Raw genomic sequence first — 16,393 nt, 5'->3', positions numbered from 1 at the left:
CCCCCCGGGCCCCCCCGCCGCATAGCCGATCGCACCACAGGCCACGCACGAAAAAGTCACGAGCGGCTTTGATTTGAGTCCCCAAGCCACCGCGGTGCCGATCGCCGCGCCAACCACCGGCGAGGACGCGCCAAGCACTTCGGAAAGCTGCGCCAAAAATGAAAGGCCCGGAATCTTCGCGATCTGAGAGATCACAAGCCCGATGATGAGCGAGGAAAACAGGCCGAGCGCCATCGCGCTCATCGCATCGATAAAATAACGTTTGAAAAATTTCCGCAAAAGATCCATGATGAACATCCCCTCAAACATGTCAATACATCTGTCAATACAGCACTGCATTGCATTATACCGCATCCGTTCAGAAATGTCCATAGAATTTCGGGAAAATCTTTATCACATAGTCAGCGCGATATGGCAGATATATCCGCCGTAAACCGCCAACAGCAAAATCCCCTGCCAACGCGCAAAGCGGCGATGCAAAACCGCCGGTACCACCGCAATCACCATCAGCACCAGTGTCACCGGCACATCGAGTGATGCCGTCTGCGCGCTGACCCGCAGGCGGCCCTCCGAAACAAAGGCACAGGAGGCAAGAATCATCGTGATGTCGATGATATTCGCTCCCACAATGTTGCCAACCGAAAGGGAGGATTCCCGCCGTACAATTGCCGAAATGGTGGTGATGAGCTCGGGCAGCGAAGTTCCGATCGCCACAAAGGTGAGCCCTACGAGCGCTTCCGGCACCCCCATCATGCGTGCAAGCCGTTCCCCATTATCGACCAACAGGTCCGCGCCGAGCAGGATACCTGACAGCCCCAGGATGAACTTCATCAGATGCGCAAAGATTTCCCCAGCGCCCGGCCGTTTCCGCGGCTGGCGCGGGTCTGGGAACATGCTCGCCATCTTCATGGAATTGAGGTTCAAAAAGAGGAAAATGAACAGGAGCGTCAGCAGCACAAGGCTTTCGAGCACCCCGATCGCCCCGTCGATCACAAACGCGCCCAGAAACGCTGTCGAAACGATCATCACCGCGCCCTTGGCCCAGAAGCTCACATCGTCGAGTTTCGCGGGCAGTACCAGCAGCGAGATACCCATGATGAGCCCGATGTTCGCGGAAACCGAACCGATCGCATTGCCCACCGCCATGTCGATTGATCCGTCCAGCGTAGCCATCAGCGAAACGATCAATTCCGGCAGCGTTGTCGCAAAGCTCACCACCGTCGCGCCGATGACAAATTTGGGAATTCCGGTCTTTTCCGCGATCCATGAGGCCGCGCCGACAAAAGTATCCCCTCCCCAGACCAATGCCGCAACTCCAACGGCAAATAACAATACCGGCATCCACAGTTCCAAAACCAGATCCGCTCCCTTTTCGTCATGTCTGTAAAGTGTATGACGAAAAGGGAGCGGTACATGCGTTATTTGAGATGGGTTTGCAGAATTTGGTTGAGCCGCCGCATTTTGGCCGCGTCCGGCTGCGGCGTGCCCGCCAACGGGAACGGCATGCCGAGCCGTTCATATTTTTCGGCGCAGAGGGTCCGAAACGGCAGAAGCTGCACCTTCTTCACGCAGGAATGCGCTTTTGCAATCTCCGCCAGCCGTTTCATGTTTTCTTCCCCGTCGGTGAGACCCGGAATGCTCACCTGCCGCAGCCAGACCGGGATATCCCGCTTTTGCAGATGGGCAAGAAAGCGCAGCGTGTCGGCAAGGCTGCCGCCAGTATGGGCGCGGTAGTCCGCTTCATCGGTGTATTTGAGGTCGAGCAGCACGAGATCGGTTTCGGAAAGAGCTCGCTCCACCTCCCTGTTCAGCAAACATCCGGAGGTGTCGAGGACGGTACCGGCCCCTGCGGCACGGCAGAGTTGGAACGTCTCGGCGGCAAATGCCGCCTGCAAAAGCGGTTCGCCGCCCGAAAGGGTCACCCCGCCATCCCGCCCGAAATACGGCCGGTAACGCAGAAGGCGCGCCGCAAGCGTTTCGGCGTCTATCTCCTCTCCACCAGCCGCGTCCCAGGTTTCCGGATTGTGGCAGCAGGCGCACCGCAGCGGACATCCCTGCAAAAAGGCCACCGCCCGCACACCCGGCCCGTCCACCGCGCCGAGCGTTTCGAGCTTTGCGATCCGCCCGGTCATACCCGCTCGTGGAAGGTGCGGCTGATCACTTCCCTCTGCTGCTCGCGCGTGAGCTTATGGAAGTTGACCGCATAGCCGGACACCCGGATAGCCAGGTTGGGATAGCGGTCGGGATGTTCCATCGCTTCGACCAGCATTTCCCGATTCAATACGTTCACATTGATGTGGTGCGCCATCTGCGCAAAATAGCCGTCCAGGATGCTCGTCAGATTTGCGGCGCGGGTTTTGCTGTCCTCGCCAAGCGCCTGCGGAACGATCGAGAAAGTGTTCGAAATGCCGTCGCGGCAGACCGCATACGGAAGCTTCGCCACCGAATTAAGCGACGCGAGGGCGCCATTCTGCTCCCGGTTGTGCATCGGATTCGCTCCAGGAGCGAAGGGTTCGCCTGCTTTCCGTCCATCCGGGGTGGATCCGGTCTTTTTGCCGTAAACCACGTTCGAGGTGATGGTCAGCACCGAAAGGGTGTGCTTTGCGCCGCGGTAAGCCGGGGTTTTACAGAGTTCGGCGGAGAAATCCGATACAATCTTTTGGGCAATTTCGTCCACGCGGTCATCGTCGTTGCCGTACTTCGGAAAATCCCCTTCGGTTTCAAAGCCGGTGATCAGCCCGTTTTCGCCGCGCAGCACTTTCACCTTCGCATATTTAATGGCGGAGAAAGAGTCGGCCAGCACCGAAAGCCCTGCCACGCCAAACGCCATGAACCGCTCGACTTCGGTGTCATGCAGCGCCATCTGCGTTTTCTCGTAAGCATATTTGTCGTGCATGTAATGGATGACGTTGAGGGTGTTGACATAGAGCCTGCAAAGCCAGGTGCGATATGCCTCAAAGCGGCCCATGACCGCCGTGTAATCGAGGTACTCCTCCTTGTAAGGCGCCATCTGCGGGCCGACACGCGTGCCCTTCATCTCGTCAACGCCGCCGTTCAGGGAGAGCAGCAGGAGTTTCGGAAGGTTGCAGCGCGCGCCAAAAAATTGCATCTGTTTGCCGATTTTCATCGCCGAGACACAGCAGGCGATGCCATAGTCGTCGCCGTAGATGGGCCGCATGAGGTCGTCGTTCTCGTACTGGATCGAATCGGTGTCAATTGAAACCTGCGCGCAGAAGCGCTTGAACGCCTCCGGCAGCGCCAGCGACCACAGGACGGTGAGGTTTGGCTCCGGGGAAGGGCCGAGCGTGTAAAGGGTGTGGAGCATCCGGTAGGAGCTTCTGGTGACAAGGGTCCGGCCATCTTCGCCCATGCCGCCCACGCTTTCGGTGATCCACATCGGGTCGCCGCCGAAGAGCGCGTTATATTCCGGTGTGCGCAGATGGCGCGCCATACGCAGTTTCATCACAAAGTCGTCGAGCAGCTCCTGTGCGCCGCTTTCGTCGAGCAGGCCGCGTGCGATATCCCGTTCGAGATAGATGTCAAAGAAGGTGGATACCCGTCCGAGCGACATCGCCGCGCCGTTTTGCTCCTTGATTGCGCCGAGATATCCAAAATAGGTCCACTGGATCGCTTCGCGCGCGTTTTCCGCGGGGTTTGAGATATCGATGCCGTAAAGCTCCGCCATGCCCTTGAGTTTCTCCAAAAAGCTGATCTGCTGATAGAGCTCCTCGCTCTGGCGGATCGAATCGGTGTCCATCAGGCCCTCTGCGAGCTTCGCCTTGTCCTTCTGTTTTTCCGCAATCAGGCGGTTGACGCCATAAAGCGCAACCCGCCGGTAGTCTCCTATGATCCTGCCGCGGCCGTAGGCGTCCGGCAGGCCGGTGATGAGCCCCGTGTGGCGGGCGGCTTTCATCTCGTCCGAATAGACCCGAAAGACCCCGTCGTTGTGGGTGGTACGGTACTGAAATTCGTCGAGAATGCGCGGCGAAAGCGCATAACCATAGGCCTCGCAGGAGGATTTGACCATCCGGATGCCGCCGAATGGGTTGACCCCGCGCTTGAGCGGAGCGTCGGTCTGTAAACCCACGATCAGCTCGTTTTCCTGGTCGAGGTAGCCCGGCTGGTAATGGAGCAGCGACGAGACGGTCGAAACATCTACATCGAGCACCCCGCCCTTTTCCCGTTCTCTGGCGAACAGCCCGTTTAATTTCTCCATCAGCTTTTTGGTACGTTCGGTCGGCCCGGCAAGAAAATGTTCATCACCATCATATGGCTGGTAGTTGCGCTGGATAAAATCCCGCACATTGATCGCTTCGCACCAGCTGCCCTTTTTGAATCCTTCCCATGCGTTCATGGTAAACCTTCCTTTCTTTTTCACCCGGCGCCCTTTTTGCCCCTTACGGGAAACAAAAAGGGCACCCCTGCAATTTATTCACAGGTGTGCCCAGACGGTCGGCTCGGTTATCCCATTCCGCTCCCCTGTGGTTGCCCACATCGTACCGTCAGTTACGGAAGGGTATTTTTATCTTTTGCGGGTTTCCCTCGCTGTCAAAGCGTGTTTTTCGCGCCGATGTCGCGGCGGTAATGCGCATCCTGAAAATGGATCTTCTCCACGGCCGCGTATGCTTTTTCGAGCGCTTCCTTGGCGGTGTCGCCGGTGCAGGTCACACCCAGAACCCGCCCGCCGGCGGTCTTATAGCCCTCCGCGTCCCGCTTGGTGCCGGCGTGGTAGACGGTCGCGTCCGGACGTTGACCGTTTTCGTCAAGTCCCTCGATCAGGCAGCCGGTCTGGTATTTAACCGGGTAGCCGCCGCTCGCCATGACCACGCAGGCCGCATGGCGGCCTGCGAACCGGACCTCGATCTCATGAAGCCGCCGGTCACGGATGGCGAGCATGATCTCGAGCAGATCTGTCTCCAGAAGCGGCAGGACCACCTGCGTTTCCGGGTCCCCGAACCGGCAGTTATATTCGATCACCTTCGGGCCGTCCGGCGTCAGCATCAGGCCGAAGAAGAGGCAGCCGGAGAACGGGCAGCCCTCCGCCTTCATTGCGTCCATCGTGGGGCGGAAGATCTCCTTCATACATACTTCCGCCATCTCCGCCGTGTAACAGAGGTTCGGCGCGACGGTTCCCATACCGCCGGTGTTGAGGCCCTGATCGCCGTCGAGCGCGCGTTTGTGATCCATCGAGGAAACCATCGGCACGACCGTTTCGCCGTCACAGAACGCGAGCACGCTCACTTCCGGGCCGGTGAGGAATTCCTCGACCACGACCCGGCTTCCGGACGCGCCGAAGATCTTATCCTGCATGATCGAATGGACCGCGTCCTCCGCCTCCTGCAGGTTCTGCGCGATGATGACGCCCTTGCCGAGCGCAAGCCCGTCCGCCTTGATGACCGCCGGGAAGGTGCTCTGCGCCTTGATGTAATCGATCACCTTCGCCGGATCGTCGAAGGTCTCATAACCGGCGGTTGGGATGCCGTATTTCTTCATGAGATCTTTGGAAAAGACCTTGCTGCCTTCGATGCGCGCGGCGGCCCTGGTCGGGCCAAAGGTATCGATCCCCGCGGCATTCATCGCATCGACCATGCCGAGCACAAGCGGATCGTCCGGCGCGACCACCACGAAATCGATTTGATTCTCCTTTGCAAAGGAGACCATCCCGTCCACGTCGGTCGCCTTGATCGGCACACAGACGGCGTCGGCGGAGATGCCGCCGTTTCCGGGTGCGCAGAAGATTTCGGTTGCCTTAGGATTTTCTTTCAGCTTGCGGACGATCGCATGCTCACGCCCGCCGCCGCCGACTACCAATATTTTCATAGATGATTCTCCCTATCGGATTATTCAGCGCGTCTGAACAGCGCACCTATTAATGGTGGAAGAGGCGGATGCCGGTGAAGGCCATTGCGATACCGTATTTGTCGCAGGTTTCGATCACATTGTCGTCGCGGATCGAACCGCCCGGCTGCGCGATGAATTTGACGCCCGAACGATTGGCACGCTCGATATTATCGCCAAACGGGAAGAACGCGTCCGAACCAAGCGCCACGCCGGTCATCCGGTCGAGCCAGGCGCGTTTCTCTTCCCGGGTGAGCGGGGCGGGCTGTTCGGTGAAGAACTGCTGCCACATGCCATCCGCCAGCACGTCCATGTAGTCCTCGGAGATGTACACATCGATCGTATTGTCGCGGTCGGGACGGCGAATATCCGCCTTAAACGGCAGGGAGAGCACCTTTTCGTGCTGGCGCAGCCACCAGATGTCCGCCTTGTTGCCTGCGAGCCGGGTGCAATGGATACGGGACTGCTGTCCCGCGCCGATGCCGATGCACTGGCCGTCCTTCGCGTAGCAGACCGAGTTCGACTGGGTGTATTTGAGGGCGATCAGCGCAATCACCAGGTCGCGCTGCGCGCCTTCCGGGATTTCTTTGGTATTGGTGACAACGTTTTCCAGCATTTTTGCATCAATCTTGAGATCATTGCGGCCCTGCTCAAAGGTCACGCCGAAAACATCCTTGTGCTCTACCGCAGCCGGGAGATAATCCGGATCGATCTGCACGACGTTGTAACCGCCTTTGCGCTTGGTTTTCAGGATGGCAAGCGCTTCGTCGGTGTAGCCCGGCGCGATGACGCCGTCCGAAACCTCCACCTTGAGCAGGTTCGCGGTGTCCGCGTCGCAGACATCCGAAAGCGCGACCCAGTCGCCGTAGGAGGACATGCGGTCCGCGCCGCGCGCGCGCGCGTAAGCACAGGCGATCGGGGAAAGCTCCCCGTCCCCGGTGAAGTAGATCTTTTTGAGGGTGTCGGAAAGCGGCAGACCGACCGCCGCGCCCGCCGGGCTCACATGCTTAAAGGATGCCGCGCTCGGCAGTCCCGTGGCCGCTTTCAGCTCCTTCACAAGCTGCCAGGAGTTGAACGCGTCAAGGAAGTTTATGAAGCCCGGTTTGCCGTTTAAAACGGTAACTGGCAGATCGCCCTCCCGCATGAAGATGCGCGCGGGCTTCTGATTGGGGTTGCAGCCATATTTCAGTTCGAGTTCCTTTGCCATTTCCCTGCCTCCTTAAACGTTCTTATTGACGATCCGGGTATCATATTCACCGGTCTCCTGATTGATGAAGCGCACAAAGAGCGAGACCTTGTTGTCCGGGTTGAGGCTTTCCCACAGCAGATTGGTGTATTCCTCGATATCGCCCTCGACCGTCACATATTCCGGCTCGCCTTCAAACGACGGGATCGGATCGCCGTCGCCTTTGTAGGTATGGATGAAATGTCCGGTTCCGGCGGGAGTATCCGTGTATTCAAAGAACTGGCGTTCGGTGACCGCAGGGTCGCCGTTCCCGCTTTTAAGAATCGAAAGGCGGTAATCGAAGCCGTTCACCACGCCGGAGATGCGCGGGGTGAAGTTCGGCGCGTCCGGCTCAAAGGTACGGGTACGCAGCGCCTTGACAAAGGATTTGCCCTCGGTCATAAAGTCATAGACCGTATCGGTCTGGTCACCGTTTGTGACAATGGTGGTGGTGTCCAATACCCGCACCGGCGAATAGATGATAAGGGACGGGTCACGAAGCTTCGCGGGATCGAACGCCTCTGTACGGATACCCTCTCCGTCCGCCACAAAGACACGGTTGCGGCTGTTCTCGCTGCGGCCCATGATAAAGTACGCAATCACGGCCGAACGCCCGTCCGCGCTCTTTCCCAGGATGATGCCGCGGCCGGGGTACGCATTGTTTCTGAGCAGTCCGCCAATCGGTAACGCTTTCATCTTCTTTCCTTCCCTTCCTGTCATTGAATCTTTCCTTCGCAGAAAAGGGAAACCGCCTCGGGCAGCAGCTTCCACTCCGCTTCTTCCATGACCCGCTTCTGCAGGACTTCGGGCGTGTCGCCTTCGCGCACATCAACCGCTTTTTGCAGGATGATCTGGCCCCCGTCAGTCACTTCGTTCACAAAATGCACCGTCGCGCCGGTGACTTTTACGCCGTAGGCGAGCGCCGCCTCATGGACACGCAGCCCATAAAAGCCGTCCCCACAGAAAGACGGGATCAGCGAGGGATGTACGTTGATGATCCGGCGCTCATACGCCTGTACCAAATCGGGCCCCAGCACATACATGAATCCCGCCAGTACAATGAGATCGGCCTGCGCCCGTTCCAAGGCCGCCATCAGCGCGGAATCGTAGTCCTCGCGCGACTGATACTGCCTGCGCGCGAGCACCTCCGTAAGGATGCCAGCCTTCTTCGCCCGTTCCAGCGCGTAGGCTTGCGGGTTCGAGGAGATGACGCGGGAAATTTTTCCGCCGCGGATCTCCCCGCGCTGTTCAGCATCGATCAGGGCCTGCAGGTTGGTACCGCCGCCTGACACGAGCACGACGACATTTTTCAGCATAGCTCGATCCCCTTCTCGCCGTCCTCGATGTAACCGAGCACTTTTGCCTGCTCACCTTGCACGTTGAGGAGTTCAACCGCGCGCTGTGCGTCGTCTTTGCCGACGATGAGCATCATTCCGGTGCCCATATTGAAGGTGTTGTACATATCGCGTTCGGGAATCTTCCCGGTCTTTTGGATAACATCGAAGATCGGAAGAGGCTCTACCGCCTTCTGGCTGATCACCGCGCGTTTGCCTTCCGGAAGCGCGCGCGGGATATTCTCATAAAAGCCGCCGCCGGTGATGTGGGAGATCGATTTGACCTTGACCGCGTCCATCACGGCGAGCACTGGCTTGACATAGATCCTGGTCGGTGCAAGCAGCGCTTCACCCAGCGTCATGCCCAGCTCCCCGTAATATTTGTTGAGGCAGTTTGAATTTTCGACATCGAACACCTTGCGCACAAGCGAGAAACCGTTCGAATGCACGCCGCTCGAGCGAAGGCCAATCAGCACATCGCCGTTTTCGACCTTTGCGGGGTCAAGGATTTTATCCCGGTCCACCGCGCCGACCGAGAAGCCTGCGAGGTCGTACTCGTCCTCCGGATAAAAACCGGGCATCTCGGCGGTTTCGCCGCCGGTGAGCGCACAGCCGGCCTGGACGCAGCCCTCCGCCACGCCGGAAACGATCGAAGCGATCTTCTCCGGAAAATTCTTTCCGCAGGCGATGTAATCGAGAAAGACGAGCGGCTTTGCCCCGCAGCAAACGATATCGTTGACGCACATCGCCACGCAGTCGATGCCCACCGTGTCGTGCTTATCCATCAAAAACGCCAGCTTCAGCTTGGTTCCCACGCCATCGGTCCCCGCACAGAGCACCGGGTGCGGCATCCCGGTGAGATCCAGTTCAAAAAGCCCGCCAAAACCGCCGATCGCGCCCATCACGCCACCGGTCATGGTACGCGCGACATGGGCTTTCATCAATTCGACCGCCTTATATCCGGCGGTTACGTCGACGCCAGCGGCTTTATAGGATTCGGAAAAGCTGTTTTTCATGCCTGCTTCCTCCTGCTTATTTACGATTCTGTTTTTCACTGATCTTGTATTCAAATTTGTCCTTCGGCATCTCGCCCGGGACCTGCACCGGATATTCCCCGGTGAAACAGCCGACGCAGAAGTCGCAGTTGGCTCCCTTTGCAATCTTCTGCACGCCGTCAACGCTCAGATAATGGAGCGAATCGACCCCGATCTGCTTTTCAATCTCCGGGATGCTCATCCGGCAGGCAATCAGCTTGTCGCGGCTGTCGATATCGGTGCCAAAATAGCACGGATTCACAAACGGCGGCGCGGAAACCACGAAATGTACTTCCTTCGCGCCTGCTTCCCGCAGAAGTTTTACGATACGCGCACAGGTGGTCCCGCGGACGATCGAATCGTCGATAAGCACGACCCGTTTGTCCTTCACCGTTTCCGCGATGACATTGAGCTTGATGCGCACCGAATTTTCCCGCTGGCCCTGGGTGGGCTGGATAAAGGTGCGGCCGATGTATCTGTTCTTGATGAAACCAACCCCATAGGGGATTCCGGACTCCTTCGAAAAACCGAGCGCCGCATCAAGGCCGGAATCCGGCACGCCGATGACGACATCCGCCTCGACCGGATGCTCCCGATAAAGGATACGGCCGGCATTCTGGCGCGCCTCATGCACGCTGACCCCTTCAATCACCGAATCGGGGCGTGCGAAGTAGACGTATTCAAAGACGCAGAAGCTCGACTTCCCACCGCAGTGGGTGCGGATGCTGCGCAGCTCACCATTTTCAATCACGATGATCTCGCCCGGCTCCACGTCGCGGACCAGGTGCGCGCCGATCGAATCGAGCGCGCAGCTCTCCGAAGCGATCACATAGCCGCCGTCGGTCCTGCCTAGGCAGAGCGGCCTAAAGCCGTTCGGATCGCGCGCCGCAATCAGTTTTTTGGGGCTCATCACAATCAGCGAATAGGCCCCTTTGATGGTGAGCATCGCCTTTTCGACCGCTTCCTCAATGCTGCCGGCCATCAGGCGCTCCCGCGTAATGATATAGCTGATGACTTCGGTGTCGTTGGTTGTGTGGAAGATAGCGCCGTTTAATTCCAGCTGGTGGCGCAGCTGCTGGGCGTTGACCAGGTTGCCGTTGTGGGCGAGCGCCATCGCACCCTTGCAGTGGCGCACCACCAGCGGCTGTGCGTTGATTGCGCTCGAATTGCCGGTGGTGGAATAGCGGCAGTGGCCAACCGCCATGCTGCCTTTCCCAAGCTTTTCAAGCGTGTCGCGGTCAAAAACCTCGGGAACCAGCCCGACATCCTTGTGGCAGGTAATCACGCCGTCGTCGTTGACCGCGATGCCGCAGCTCTCCTGTCCGCGGTGCTGCAGGGCATAGAGCGCGAAATAAGCACTGGATGCGACATCGGTGGGTTTGTCCTCATAGATACCAAAAACGCCGCATTCTTCATGCAGTTGATCGAACAAATTTTTTCACTCCCAACGGGTAAAATAGGGCTGCTTATTCGCCGAGCAGGCGTTTCATGACCTCGTGGTAGGCATCCTCCACACCGCCCATATCGCGGCGAAAACGGTCTTTGTCAAGCTTCTCACCGGTGGTGCTGTCCCAGAAGCGGCAGGTATCGGGCGAAATTTCATCCGCGAGGATGATCTGGCCGTCCGGAGTCTTGCCGTATTCGAGTTTGAAGTCGATCAGCTCGATGTTCAGGTCTTTGAGATAAGCCGCGAGCAGGTCGTTGATCCTGAAGGAGTAATCAGCGATGAGCTTGAGCTCCTCCGGGGTGGCGAGCTCCATGGCAAAGACATGGTAGTCGTTGATCATCGGGTCGCCAAGCGCGTCGTCCTTGTAGCTGTACTCAAGCACTGTCTTGGCCAGCTTTTGCCCCTCGGGAAGGCCCAGCCGTTTCGAAAGCGAACCGGCCGCAATATTGCGGACAATCACTTCGATCGGGACGATTGTGACCTTTTTGACCAGCGTCTCACGCTCGGAGAGTTCTTCGATCAGGTGGGTCGGGATACCGTTTTTCTCAAGCATCTTCATCAGGTGATTGGAAACGCGGTTGTTGATGGCGCCCTTTCCCGCGATGGTGCCCTTTTTCAGGCCGTTAAAAGCGGTCGCGTCGTCTTTGTATTCCACAATATAGGCGTTCGGATCGTCTGTTTTGAAAACTTTTTTCGCTTTGCCTTCATAGAGTTGTTCAAGCTTTTTCATTTCTGTTCTGTCTCCTTCTTCATTTTTATCTCAATGTGTTTTTTACTGGCTGTAACGCTCAGAGTTCCTCTTCCTGCAGCTTCGCATCCTTTTCGAGAACCGCCTGCTTCATCTCAAGCTTCTTCTTGGAAAGCTTGAAGGCAACCTCAGCGTCAAAGATACCGATCATCTGCGCGGCAAGGATGCCCGCATTGCGCGCGCCGTCAATCGCGACTGTCGCGACCGGGATACCCGAAGGCATCTGCACGGTGGAAAGCAAAGAATCGAGGCCGTCCAGCGTGGAAGATTTGACCGGGATTCCAATGACCGGCAGGGTGGTATGCGCCGCGAGCACACCTGCCAGGTGCGCCGCTTTGCCGGCCGCCGCGATAATCACGGCAAAGCCGTTGTCGCGGGCATTCGCCGCGAAATCACAGGCCGCCTCCGGTGTGCGGTGAGCGCTCATCACATGAACTTCCACTGCGATGCCAAACTCCTTGAGTGCGCTGATTGCGCCTTTCACAATGGGTAAATCGCTGTCGCTGCCCATGATGACAGCCACTTTTCTTTCTGCCATGTCGACACTTCCTTTTCTATCTTTCAATTCTTATTTCTTATGGAAAAACGAAAACAGGCTGCGACCGTCCGCAACCTGCAAAAACCCCTCTATTTGATTCCAGGTACACCAATTCCAGAGCAGTTCCCCTGCCCTGAGATCCGGCTATTCGGAGCGCCAAGGCCGCCCTGCGCCCGTGAAAAGATCAAGAACAACGCCATTCCTGCCGCACTCCTTTGTGATTACTTACTTAAAGTTTACAGGATTTTTTGTCATTTTTCAATCGGTAAACATTGTTTTCAAAAAGATTGGATGGATGATTGAAAAGGTACGAAACCCTCACCTGCTTTTTGTCGATTCCTCCGAATGGTATGACTAAGCGCGCTGCCGCCGCGCAGGAAAAGCTGCGAAAAATGCAGCTTTCCGACAAAAAAACTGCAGGGGACACGGCTGGACAACAGTCGTGTCCCCTGCGGCGCGTTTCGCACAAGCAGGATTTATTCGGAAAAAAGCGGCGTGGAGAGATATCTGTCCCCAGTGTCTGGCAGAAGCGCCACGATCACCTTTCCGGCATTTTCAGGCCGTTTTGCAAGCTCGGCCGCCGCATAAACCGCCGCGCCGGAGGAGATGCCAACCAGCACGCCCTCCCTCCGCGCGATTGCCCGGCCAGTCTCAAACGCCTGATCGTCGGTCACGCGGATGACCTCGTCGTAAATCCCGGTATCGAGCACGTCCGGGACAAAACCCGCGCCGATACCCTGGATCTTGTGCGGCCCGGCCTTGCCTTCCGAGAGAAGCGGCGAACCGGCCGGCTCAACCGCGACCACCCGGATGTTGGGATTTTTTCCTTTCAAATAGCTGCCGACTCCTGTGACCGTTCCGCCGGTGCCAACGCCCGCAACAAAGAAATCCACCTTCCCGTCGGTGTCGTTCCAAATCTCCGGCCCAGTGGTTGCCCGATGCACCGCCGGGTTTGCCATGTTTTCAAACTGCCCTGGAAGAAAGCCGCCTTCGGTTTCCTCAGCAAGCTCCCGCGCCTTCGCAATCGCGCCCTTCATGCCAAGCGCGCCGTCGGTAAGGATCAATTCGGCACCATACGCTTTCAGCAGATTGCGCCGTTCGACGCTCATCGTCTCCGGCATGGTGAGGATCACCCGATATCCACGCGCCGCAGCCACCGACGCAAGCCCGATGCCGGTATTCCCGGAAGTCGGTTCGATGATCACCGAGCCGGGCTTCAAAAACCCTTTTTGCTCCGCGTCATCGATCATTGCCTTTGCAATACGGTCCTTGACGCTCCCAGCGGGATTGAAATATTCCAGCTTTGCGAGGATCGTGGCTTTCAAGCCGTTTGTTTTTTCATAATTCGCAAGTTCCAGCAGCGGTGTACCGCCGATCAGTTCTGTTGCGCTGTGATAGATTCTGGACATCACACTCTTCCTTTCAGGTCAGCTATTGTGAATCGCTTCGTTTTTAATCATTATATTTCATATATGTTTAATATGATTTACATTATAACGTGGACTGTAGAATTTGTCAACCCGTTTTCTATAAAAAATGGAAGCGGCAAAAACGCCGCTCCCATCATATTCGCATTCAGATCATATAGTTATCCTGGCTGCTCGGTACGAGATCCTGCAGGGTAATGCCGTCCACATAATTGTTAACAACCTTCGCAAGCCCCTGCCAAAACGCTATCGTCGGGCATTCTCCATAGCGCGCGCATTCATTCGGTTCATGTTCCAGGCAGGCGACCGGCGCAAGACTTCCTTCCGTGAGACGCAGGATATCCCCCACTTTGTATTCCTGCGGCGGCTTAGCCAGCTTATATCCACCCTGCGGTCCGCGCACACTGCGTAAAAAACCGGCCTTTGCCAGCAGAATTACAATCTGCTCCAAATATTTGACCGAAATCTCCTGCCGGCCGGAAATTTCTTTCAAAGAAATATATTCCCCCGCATCATGCTGGGCAAGATCGATCATCAGCCGCAGTGCGTAGCGTCCTTTTGTTGAAATCTTCATGCGCCCGCCTCCTTTTCTATAATATACCATGGGAAAAATAGGGGTTCAAGCATCTTTTCTAAAATTCCACTCAAATCGAACATAGAAAAGGAGCCGCAGCATCTGCATGCAGCGGCTCCCAAGCCATTACGTGGATATGATTGGGGATTAGTACATTCCGCCCTGCGGCATCGGGGGCGCCGGAGGAGTCTCTTCCTTCTCGTCCGCGACCAGGCTCTCGGTTGTCAGTACCATCGCCGCAACCGAAGCCGCGTTCTGGATAGCGCTTCTGGTGACCTTGGTCGGGTCGACAATGCCGAGCTCGATCATATCGCCATAGGCCTCCTTGCGGAAATCAAAGCCGTAGCCGACCTTGCGGGAACGTTTGATCTTGTCAATGATGACCGAACCTTCCAGTCCGGCATTGGTCGCAATCTGGCGGATCGGCTCCTCCAGTGCGCGCAGGACAATCTTCGCACCGGTGCGCTCGTCGCCTTCGAGCGACGGAAGCAGCTTCTCAACAGCCGGAATCGCATTGAGAGGAGCCACGCCGCCGCCGGCGACGATGCCTTCCTCGACCGCGGCTTTGGTCGCGGAGAGCGCGTCTTCAATGCGCAGTTTCTTTTCTTTCATTTCGACTTCGGTCGCAGCGCCAACCTTGATGACCGCTACGCCGCCGGAAAGTTTCGCCAGGCGTTCCTGGAGTTTCTCTTTGTCATATTCGCTGGTGGTGGTTTCAATCTGGGCGCGGATCTGGGCGATACGATCCTTGATCGCTTTGCTCTCACCCGCACCGTCGACGATGATGGTGTTTTCCTTCTGGACAACAACCTGGCGCGCACGGCCAAGCTGCGGAACCTGGGTTTCTTTCAGCTCGAGGCCGATCTCTTCACTGATGACTTCGCCGCCGGTCAGGGTCGCGATGTCACGCAGCATCTCTTTGCGGCGGTCGCCGAAGCCCGGTGCTTTGACCGCGACGCAGGTGAAGGTACCGCGCAGGCGGTTGACAATCAGGGTCGAGAGCGCTTCGCCTTCGACATCCTCCGCGATGATCAGCAGCTTTTTGCCGGACTGGACAATCTGCTCGAGCAGCGGGAGAATTTCCTGGATGGAGGAGATCTTCTTATCGGTGATGAGGATGTAAGGATCGTCGAGGATCGCTTCCATCTTCTCGGTGTCTGTGACCATATACGGGGTGATGTAGCCGCGGTCGAACTGCATGCCTTCCACGACATCGATATAGGTCTCGGCGGTTTTGGATTCTTCAATGGTGATGACGCCGTCAGCGGTGACCTTTTCCATGGCTTCGGAAATCAGGCTGCCGATAAACTCGTCGCCGGAAGAAACCGAAGCGACGCGGGCGATGTCCTCGCTGCCCTTGATCTTCTTGGAATTGTCCTTGATCGCGTCAACGGCGGTGTCGACAGCCTTCTGGATGCCCTTTTTGATCGCCATCGGGTTTGCGCCGGAGGTGACGTTCTTCATGCCCTCGCGCACCAGCGCCTGCGCCAGCAGGGTCGCGGTGGTGGTGCCGTCGCCCGCAGCGTCGTTGGTCTTGGTAGCGACCTCTTTGACGAGCTGCGCGCCCATGTTCTCGTAAGCGTCGGAAAGCTCGATCTCCTTGGCGATGGTCACGCCGTCGTTAGTGATGAGCGGAGCGCCGAACTTCTTGTCGAGCACGACGTTGCGGCCCTTCGGGCCGAGGGTGATCTTAACGGTATCCGCAAGTTTATCGATACCGGTCTGAAGCGATTTTCTGGCTTCCTCGCCGTAACAAATTACCTTTGCCATGATGTATCTCTCCTATCAATTTTCTTTCTGGATCAATGGGTTTGGAACTTATTCAACGATTGCAAGGATATCGCCCTGGCGCAGGATGGTATATTCGGTGCCGTCCACCTTGACCTGAGTTCCGCTATACTTGCTCATCAGGACCTTGTCGCCAACCTTTACGGTCATCTTGACCTCTTTTCCGTCAACCAGCCCGCCCGGGCCAACCGCGAGCACTTCCGCGATTTCAGGTTTCTCTTTCGCGGAGCCGGCCAGGATGATGCCGCTCTTGGTGGTTTCTTCCGCTTCCACCATCTTTGTGACAACTCTGTCTGCCAATGGTTTAATCGTCATGATTCAATTCCTCCCGTGTTATAATAATTAATATTGACAAATGAAGAATTCTTAGCACTCTTTATCTTTGAGTGCTAAGACTATTGTAATACATTATTTTCAAAAATCAAGCCCTTTTTTTAATA

General features: G+C 57.0%; 16 protein-coding genes and 1 riboswitch. All 16 genes read right to left on the bottom strand.

Annotated features, from left to right (window positions below; translation table 11 throughout):
• On the bottom strand, positions 1-288 hold a 288-nt coding region (locus DWV16_RS19550; protein WP_243007282.1), incomplete at its 3' end, for a PTS sugar transporter subunit IIC.
• Positions 289-393: 105 nt separating this feature from the next.
• Positions 394-1,353, bottom strand: a complete 960-nt coding sequence (locus DWV16_RS06905; protein WP_118478411.1) for a calcium/sodium antiporter — start codon at positions 1,351-1,353, stop codon at positions 394-396.
• A gap of 65 nt (positions 1,354-1,418) precedes the next feature.
• On the bottom strand, positions 1,419-2,132 hold the full coding sequence (gene pflA, locus DWV16_RS06900; protein ID WP_118478409.1) for a pyruvate formate-lyase-activating protein: 714 nt from the start codon (positions 2,130-2,132) through the stop codon (positions 1,419-1,421).
• Entirely contained in the window at positions 2,129-4,354 is a 2,226-nt protein-coding gene (gene pflB / locus DWV16_RS06895; protein ID WP_118478407.1) for a formate C-acetyltransferase, read from the bottom strand. Before pflB ends, pflA begins: the two co-directional genes overlap by 4 nt.
• An 81-nt stretch (positions 4,355-4,435) precedes the next feature.
• Positions 4,436-4,520: riboswitch (ZMP/ZTP riboswitch) on the bottom strand.
• A gap of 28 nt (positions 4,521-4,548) precedes the next feature.
• A complete protein-coding gene (gene purD, locus DWV16_RS06890; protein WP_118478405.1) occupies positions 4,549-5,820 on the bottom strand; it encodes a phosphoribosylamine--glycine ligase in 1,272 nt (423 codons plus the stop codon).
• A gap of 49 nt (positions 5,821-5,869) precedes the next feature.
• On the bottom strand, positions 5,870-7,045 hold the full coding sequence (locus DWV16_RS06885) for a phosphoribosylaminoimidazolecarboxamide formyltransferase (RefSeq protein WP_118478403.1): 1,176 nt from the start codon (positions 7,043-7,045) through the stop codon (positions 5,870-5,872).
• Between the two features lie 12 nt (positions 7,046-7,057).
• Positions 7,058-7,759: an IMP cyclohydrolase gene (locus tag DWV16_RS06880; protein ID WP_066460514.1), complete on the bottom strand. Its 702-nt coding sequence runs from the start codon at positions 7,757-7,759 to the stop codon at positions 7,058-7,060.
• Positions 7,760-7,779: 20 nt separating this feature from the next.
• Positions 7,780-8,376, bottom strand: coding sequence for a phosphoribosylglycinamide formyltransferase (gene purN, locus DWV16_RS06875; protein ID WP_066460512.1), 597 nt, complete (start codon positions 8,374-8,376; stop codon positions 7,780-7,782).
• On the bottom strand, positions 8,373-9,413 hold the full coding sequence (gene purM / locus DWV16_RS06870; RefSeq protein WP_118478401.1) for a phosphoribosylformylglycinamidine cyclo-ligase: 1,041 nt from the start codon (positions 9,411-9,413) through the stop codon (positions 8,373-8,375). Before purM ends, purN begins: the two co-directional genes overlap by 4 nt.
• A gap of 16 nt (positions 9,414-9,429) precedes the next feature.
• Positions 9,430-10,863: an amidophosphoribosyltransferase gene (gene purF, locus DWV16_RS06865; protein WP_066459875.1), complete on the bottom strand. Its 1,434-nt coding sequence runs from the start codon at positions 10,861-10,863 to the stop codon at positions 9,430-9,432.
• 34 nt (positions 10,864-10,897) lie between these two features.
• The gene (gene purC, locus DWV16_RS06860; RefSeq protein ID WP_066459877.1) at positions 10,898-11,608 is read right to left on the bottom strand and encodes a phosphoribosylaminoimidazolesuccinocarboxamide synthase; all 711 of its coding nucleotides are present in this window, start codon (positions 11,606-11,608) and stop codon (positions 10,898-10,900) included.
• A 58-nt stretch (positions 11,609-11,666) separates the two neighbouring features.
• On the bottom strand, positions 11,667-12,164 hold the full coding sequence (gene purE, locus DWV16_RS06855; protein ID WP_066459879.1) for a 5-(carboxyamino)imidazole ribonucleotide mutase: 498 nt from the start codon (positions 12,162-12,164) through the stop codon (positions 11,667-11,669).
• Between the two features lie 476 nt (positions 12,165-12,640).
• Complete coding sequence (gene cysK, locus DWV16_RS06850; protein WP_066459882.1) at positions 12,641-13,573, bottom strand: cysteine synthase A; 933 nt, start codon at positions 13,571-13,573, stop codon at positions 12,641-12,643.
• A 166-nt stretch (positions 13,574-13,739) separates the two neighbouring features.
• Positions 13,740-14,165: an Rrf2 family transcriptional regulator gene (locus DWV16_RS06845; protein ID WP_066459884.1), complete on the bottom strand. Its 426-nt coding sequence runs from the start codon at positions 14,163-14,165 to the stop codon at positions 13,740-13,742.
• Between the two features lie 147 nt (positions 14,166-14,312).
• Positions 14,313-15,935 carry a chaperonin GroEL gene (groL, locus tag DWV16_RS06840; protein WP_066459886.1) on the bottom strand — a complete coding sequence of 541 codons (1,623 nt, stop codon included), beginning with the start codon at positions 15,933-15,935 and terminating at the stop codon, positions 14,313-14,315.
• A gap of 48 nt (positions 15,936-15,983) precedes the next feature.
• Positions 15,984-16,268: a co-chaperone GroES gene (groES, locus tag DWV16_RS06835; protein ID WP_066459889.1), complete on the bottom strand. Its 285-nt coding sequence runs from the start codon at positions 16,266-16,268 to the stop codon at positions 15,984-15,986.
• Positions 16,269-16,393 lie beyond the last annotated feature (125 nt).

Origin of the sequence: Anaerotruncus sp. AF02-27 (genome assembly GCF_003465835.1) — a bacterium.
GTDB lineage: Bacteria > Bacillota > Clostridia > Oscillospirales > Ruminococcaceae > Anaerotruncus > Anaerotruncus rubiinfantis.
Note: the sequence above shows the minus strand (reverse complement) of the source record. Positions and strands in the feature narration are given on the sequence as shown.

What these genes read in the sequence shown, in the direction of transcription:
- purE (WP_066459879.1), bottom strand. Translation starts at nt 12,164, where the DNA reads ATGGCAGAAAGAAAAGTGGCTGTCATCATGGGCAGCGACAGCGATTTA.
- DWV16_RS06845 (WP_066459884.1), bottom strand. Translation starts at nt 14,165, where the DNA reads ATGAAGATTTCAACAAAAGGACGCTACGCACTGCGGCTGATGATCGAT.
- DWV16_RS06880 (WP_066460514.1), bottom strand. Translation starts at nt 7,759, where the DNA reads ATGAAAGCGTTACCGATTGGCGGACTGCTCAGAAACAATGCGTACCCC.
- groL (WP_066459886.1), bottom strand. Translation starts at nt 15,935, where the DNA reads ATGGCAAAGGTAATTTGTTACGGCGAGGAAGCCAGAAAATCGCTTCAG.
- pflA (WP_118478409.1), bottom strand. Translation starts at nt 2,132, where the DNA reads ATGACCGGGCGGATCGCAAAGCTCGAAACGCTCGGCGCGGTGGACGGG.
- pflB (WP_118478407.1), bottom strand. Translation starts at nt 4,354, where the DNA reads ATGAACGCATGGGAAGGATTCAAAAAGGGCAGCTGGTGCGAAGCGATC.
- purD (WP_118478405.1), bottom strand. Translation starts at nt 5,820, where the DNA reads ATGAAAATATTGGTAGTCGGCGGCGGCGGGCGTGAGCATGCGATCGTC.
- purM (WP_118478401.1), bottom strand. Translation starts at nt 9,413, where the DNA reads ATGAAAAACAGCTTTTCCGAATCCTATAAAGCCGCTGGCGTCGACGTA.
- cysK (WP_066459882.1), bottom strand. Translation starts at nt 13,573, where the DNA reads ATGTCCAGAATCTATCACAGCGCAACAGAACTGATCGGCGGTACACCG.
- DWV16_RS06885 (WP_118478403.1), bottom strand. Translation starts at nt 7,045, where the DNA reads ATGGCAAAGGAACTCGAACTGAAATATGGCTGCAACCCCAATCAGAAG.
- groES (WP_066459889.1), bottom strand. Translation starts at nt 16,268, where the DNA reads ATGACGATTAAACCATTGGCAGACAGAGTTGTCACAAAGATGGTGGAA.
- purC (WP_066459877.1), bottom strand. Translation starts at nt 11,608, where the DNA reads ATGAAAAAGCTTGAACAACTCTATGAAGGCAAAGCGAAAAAAGTTTTC.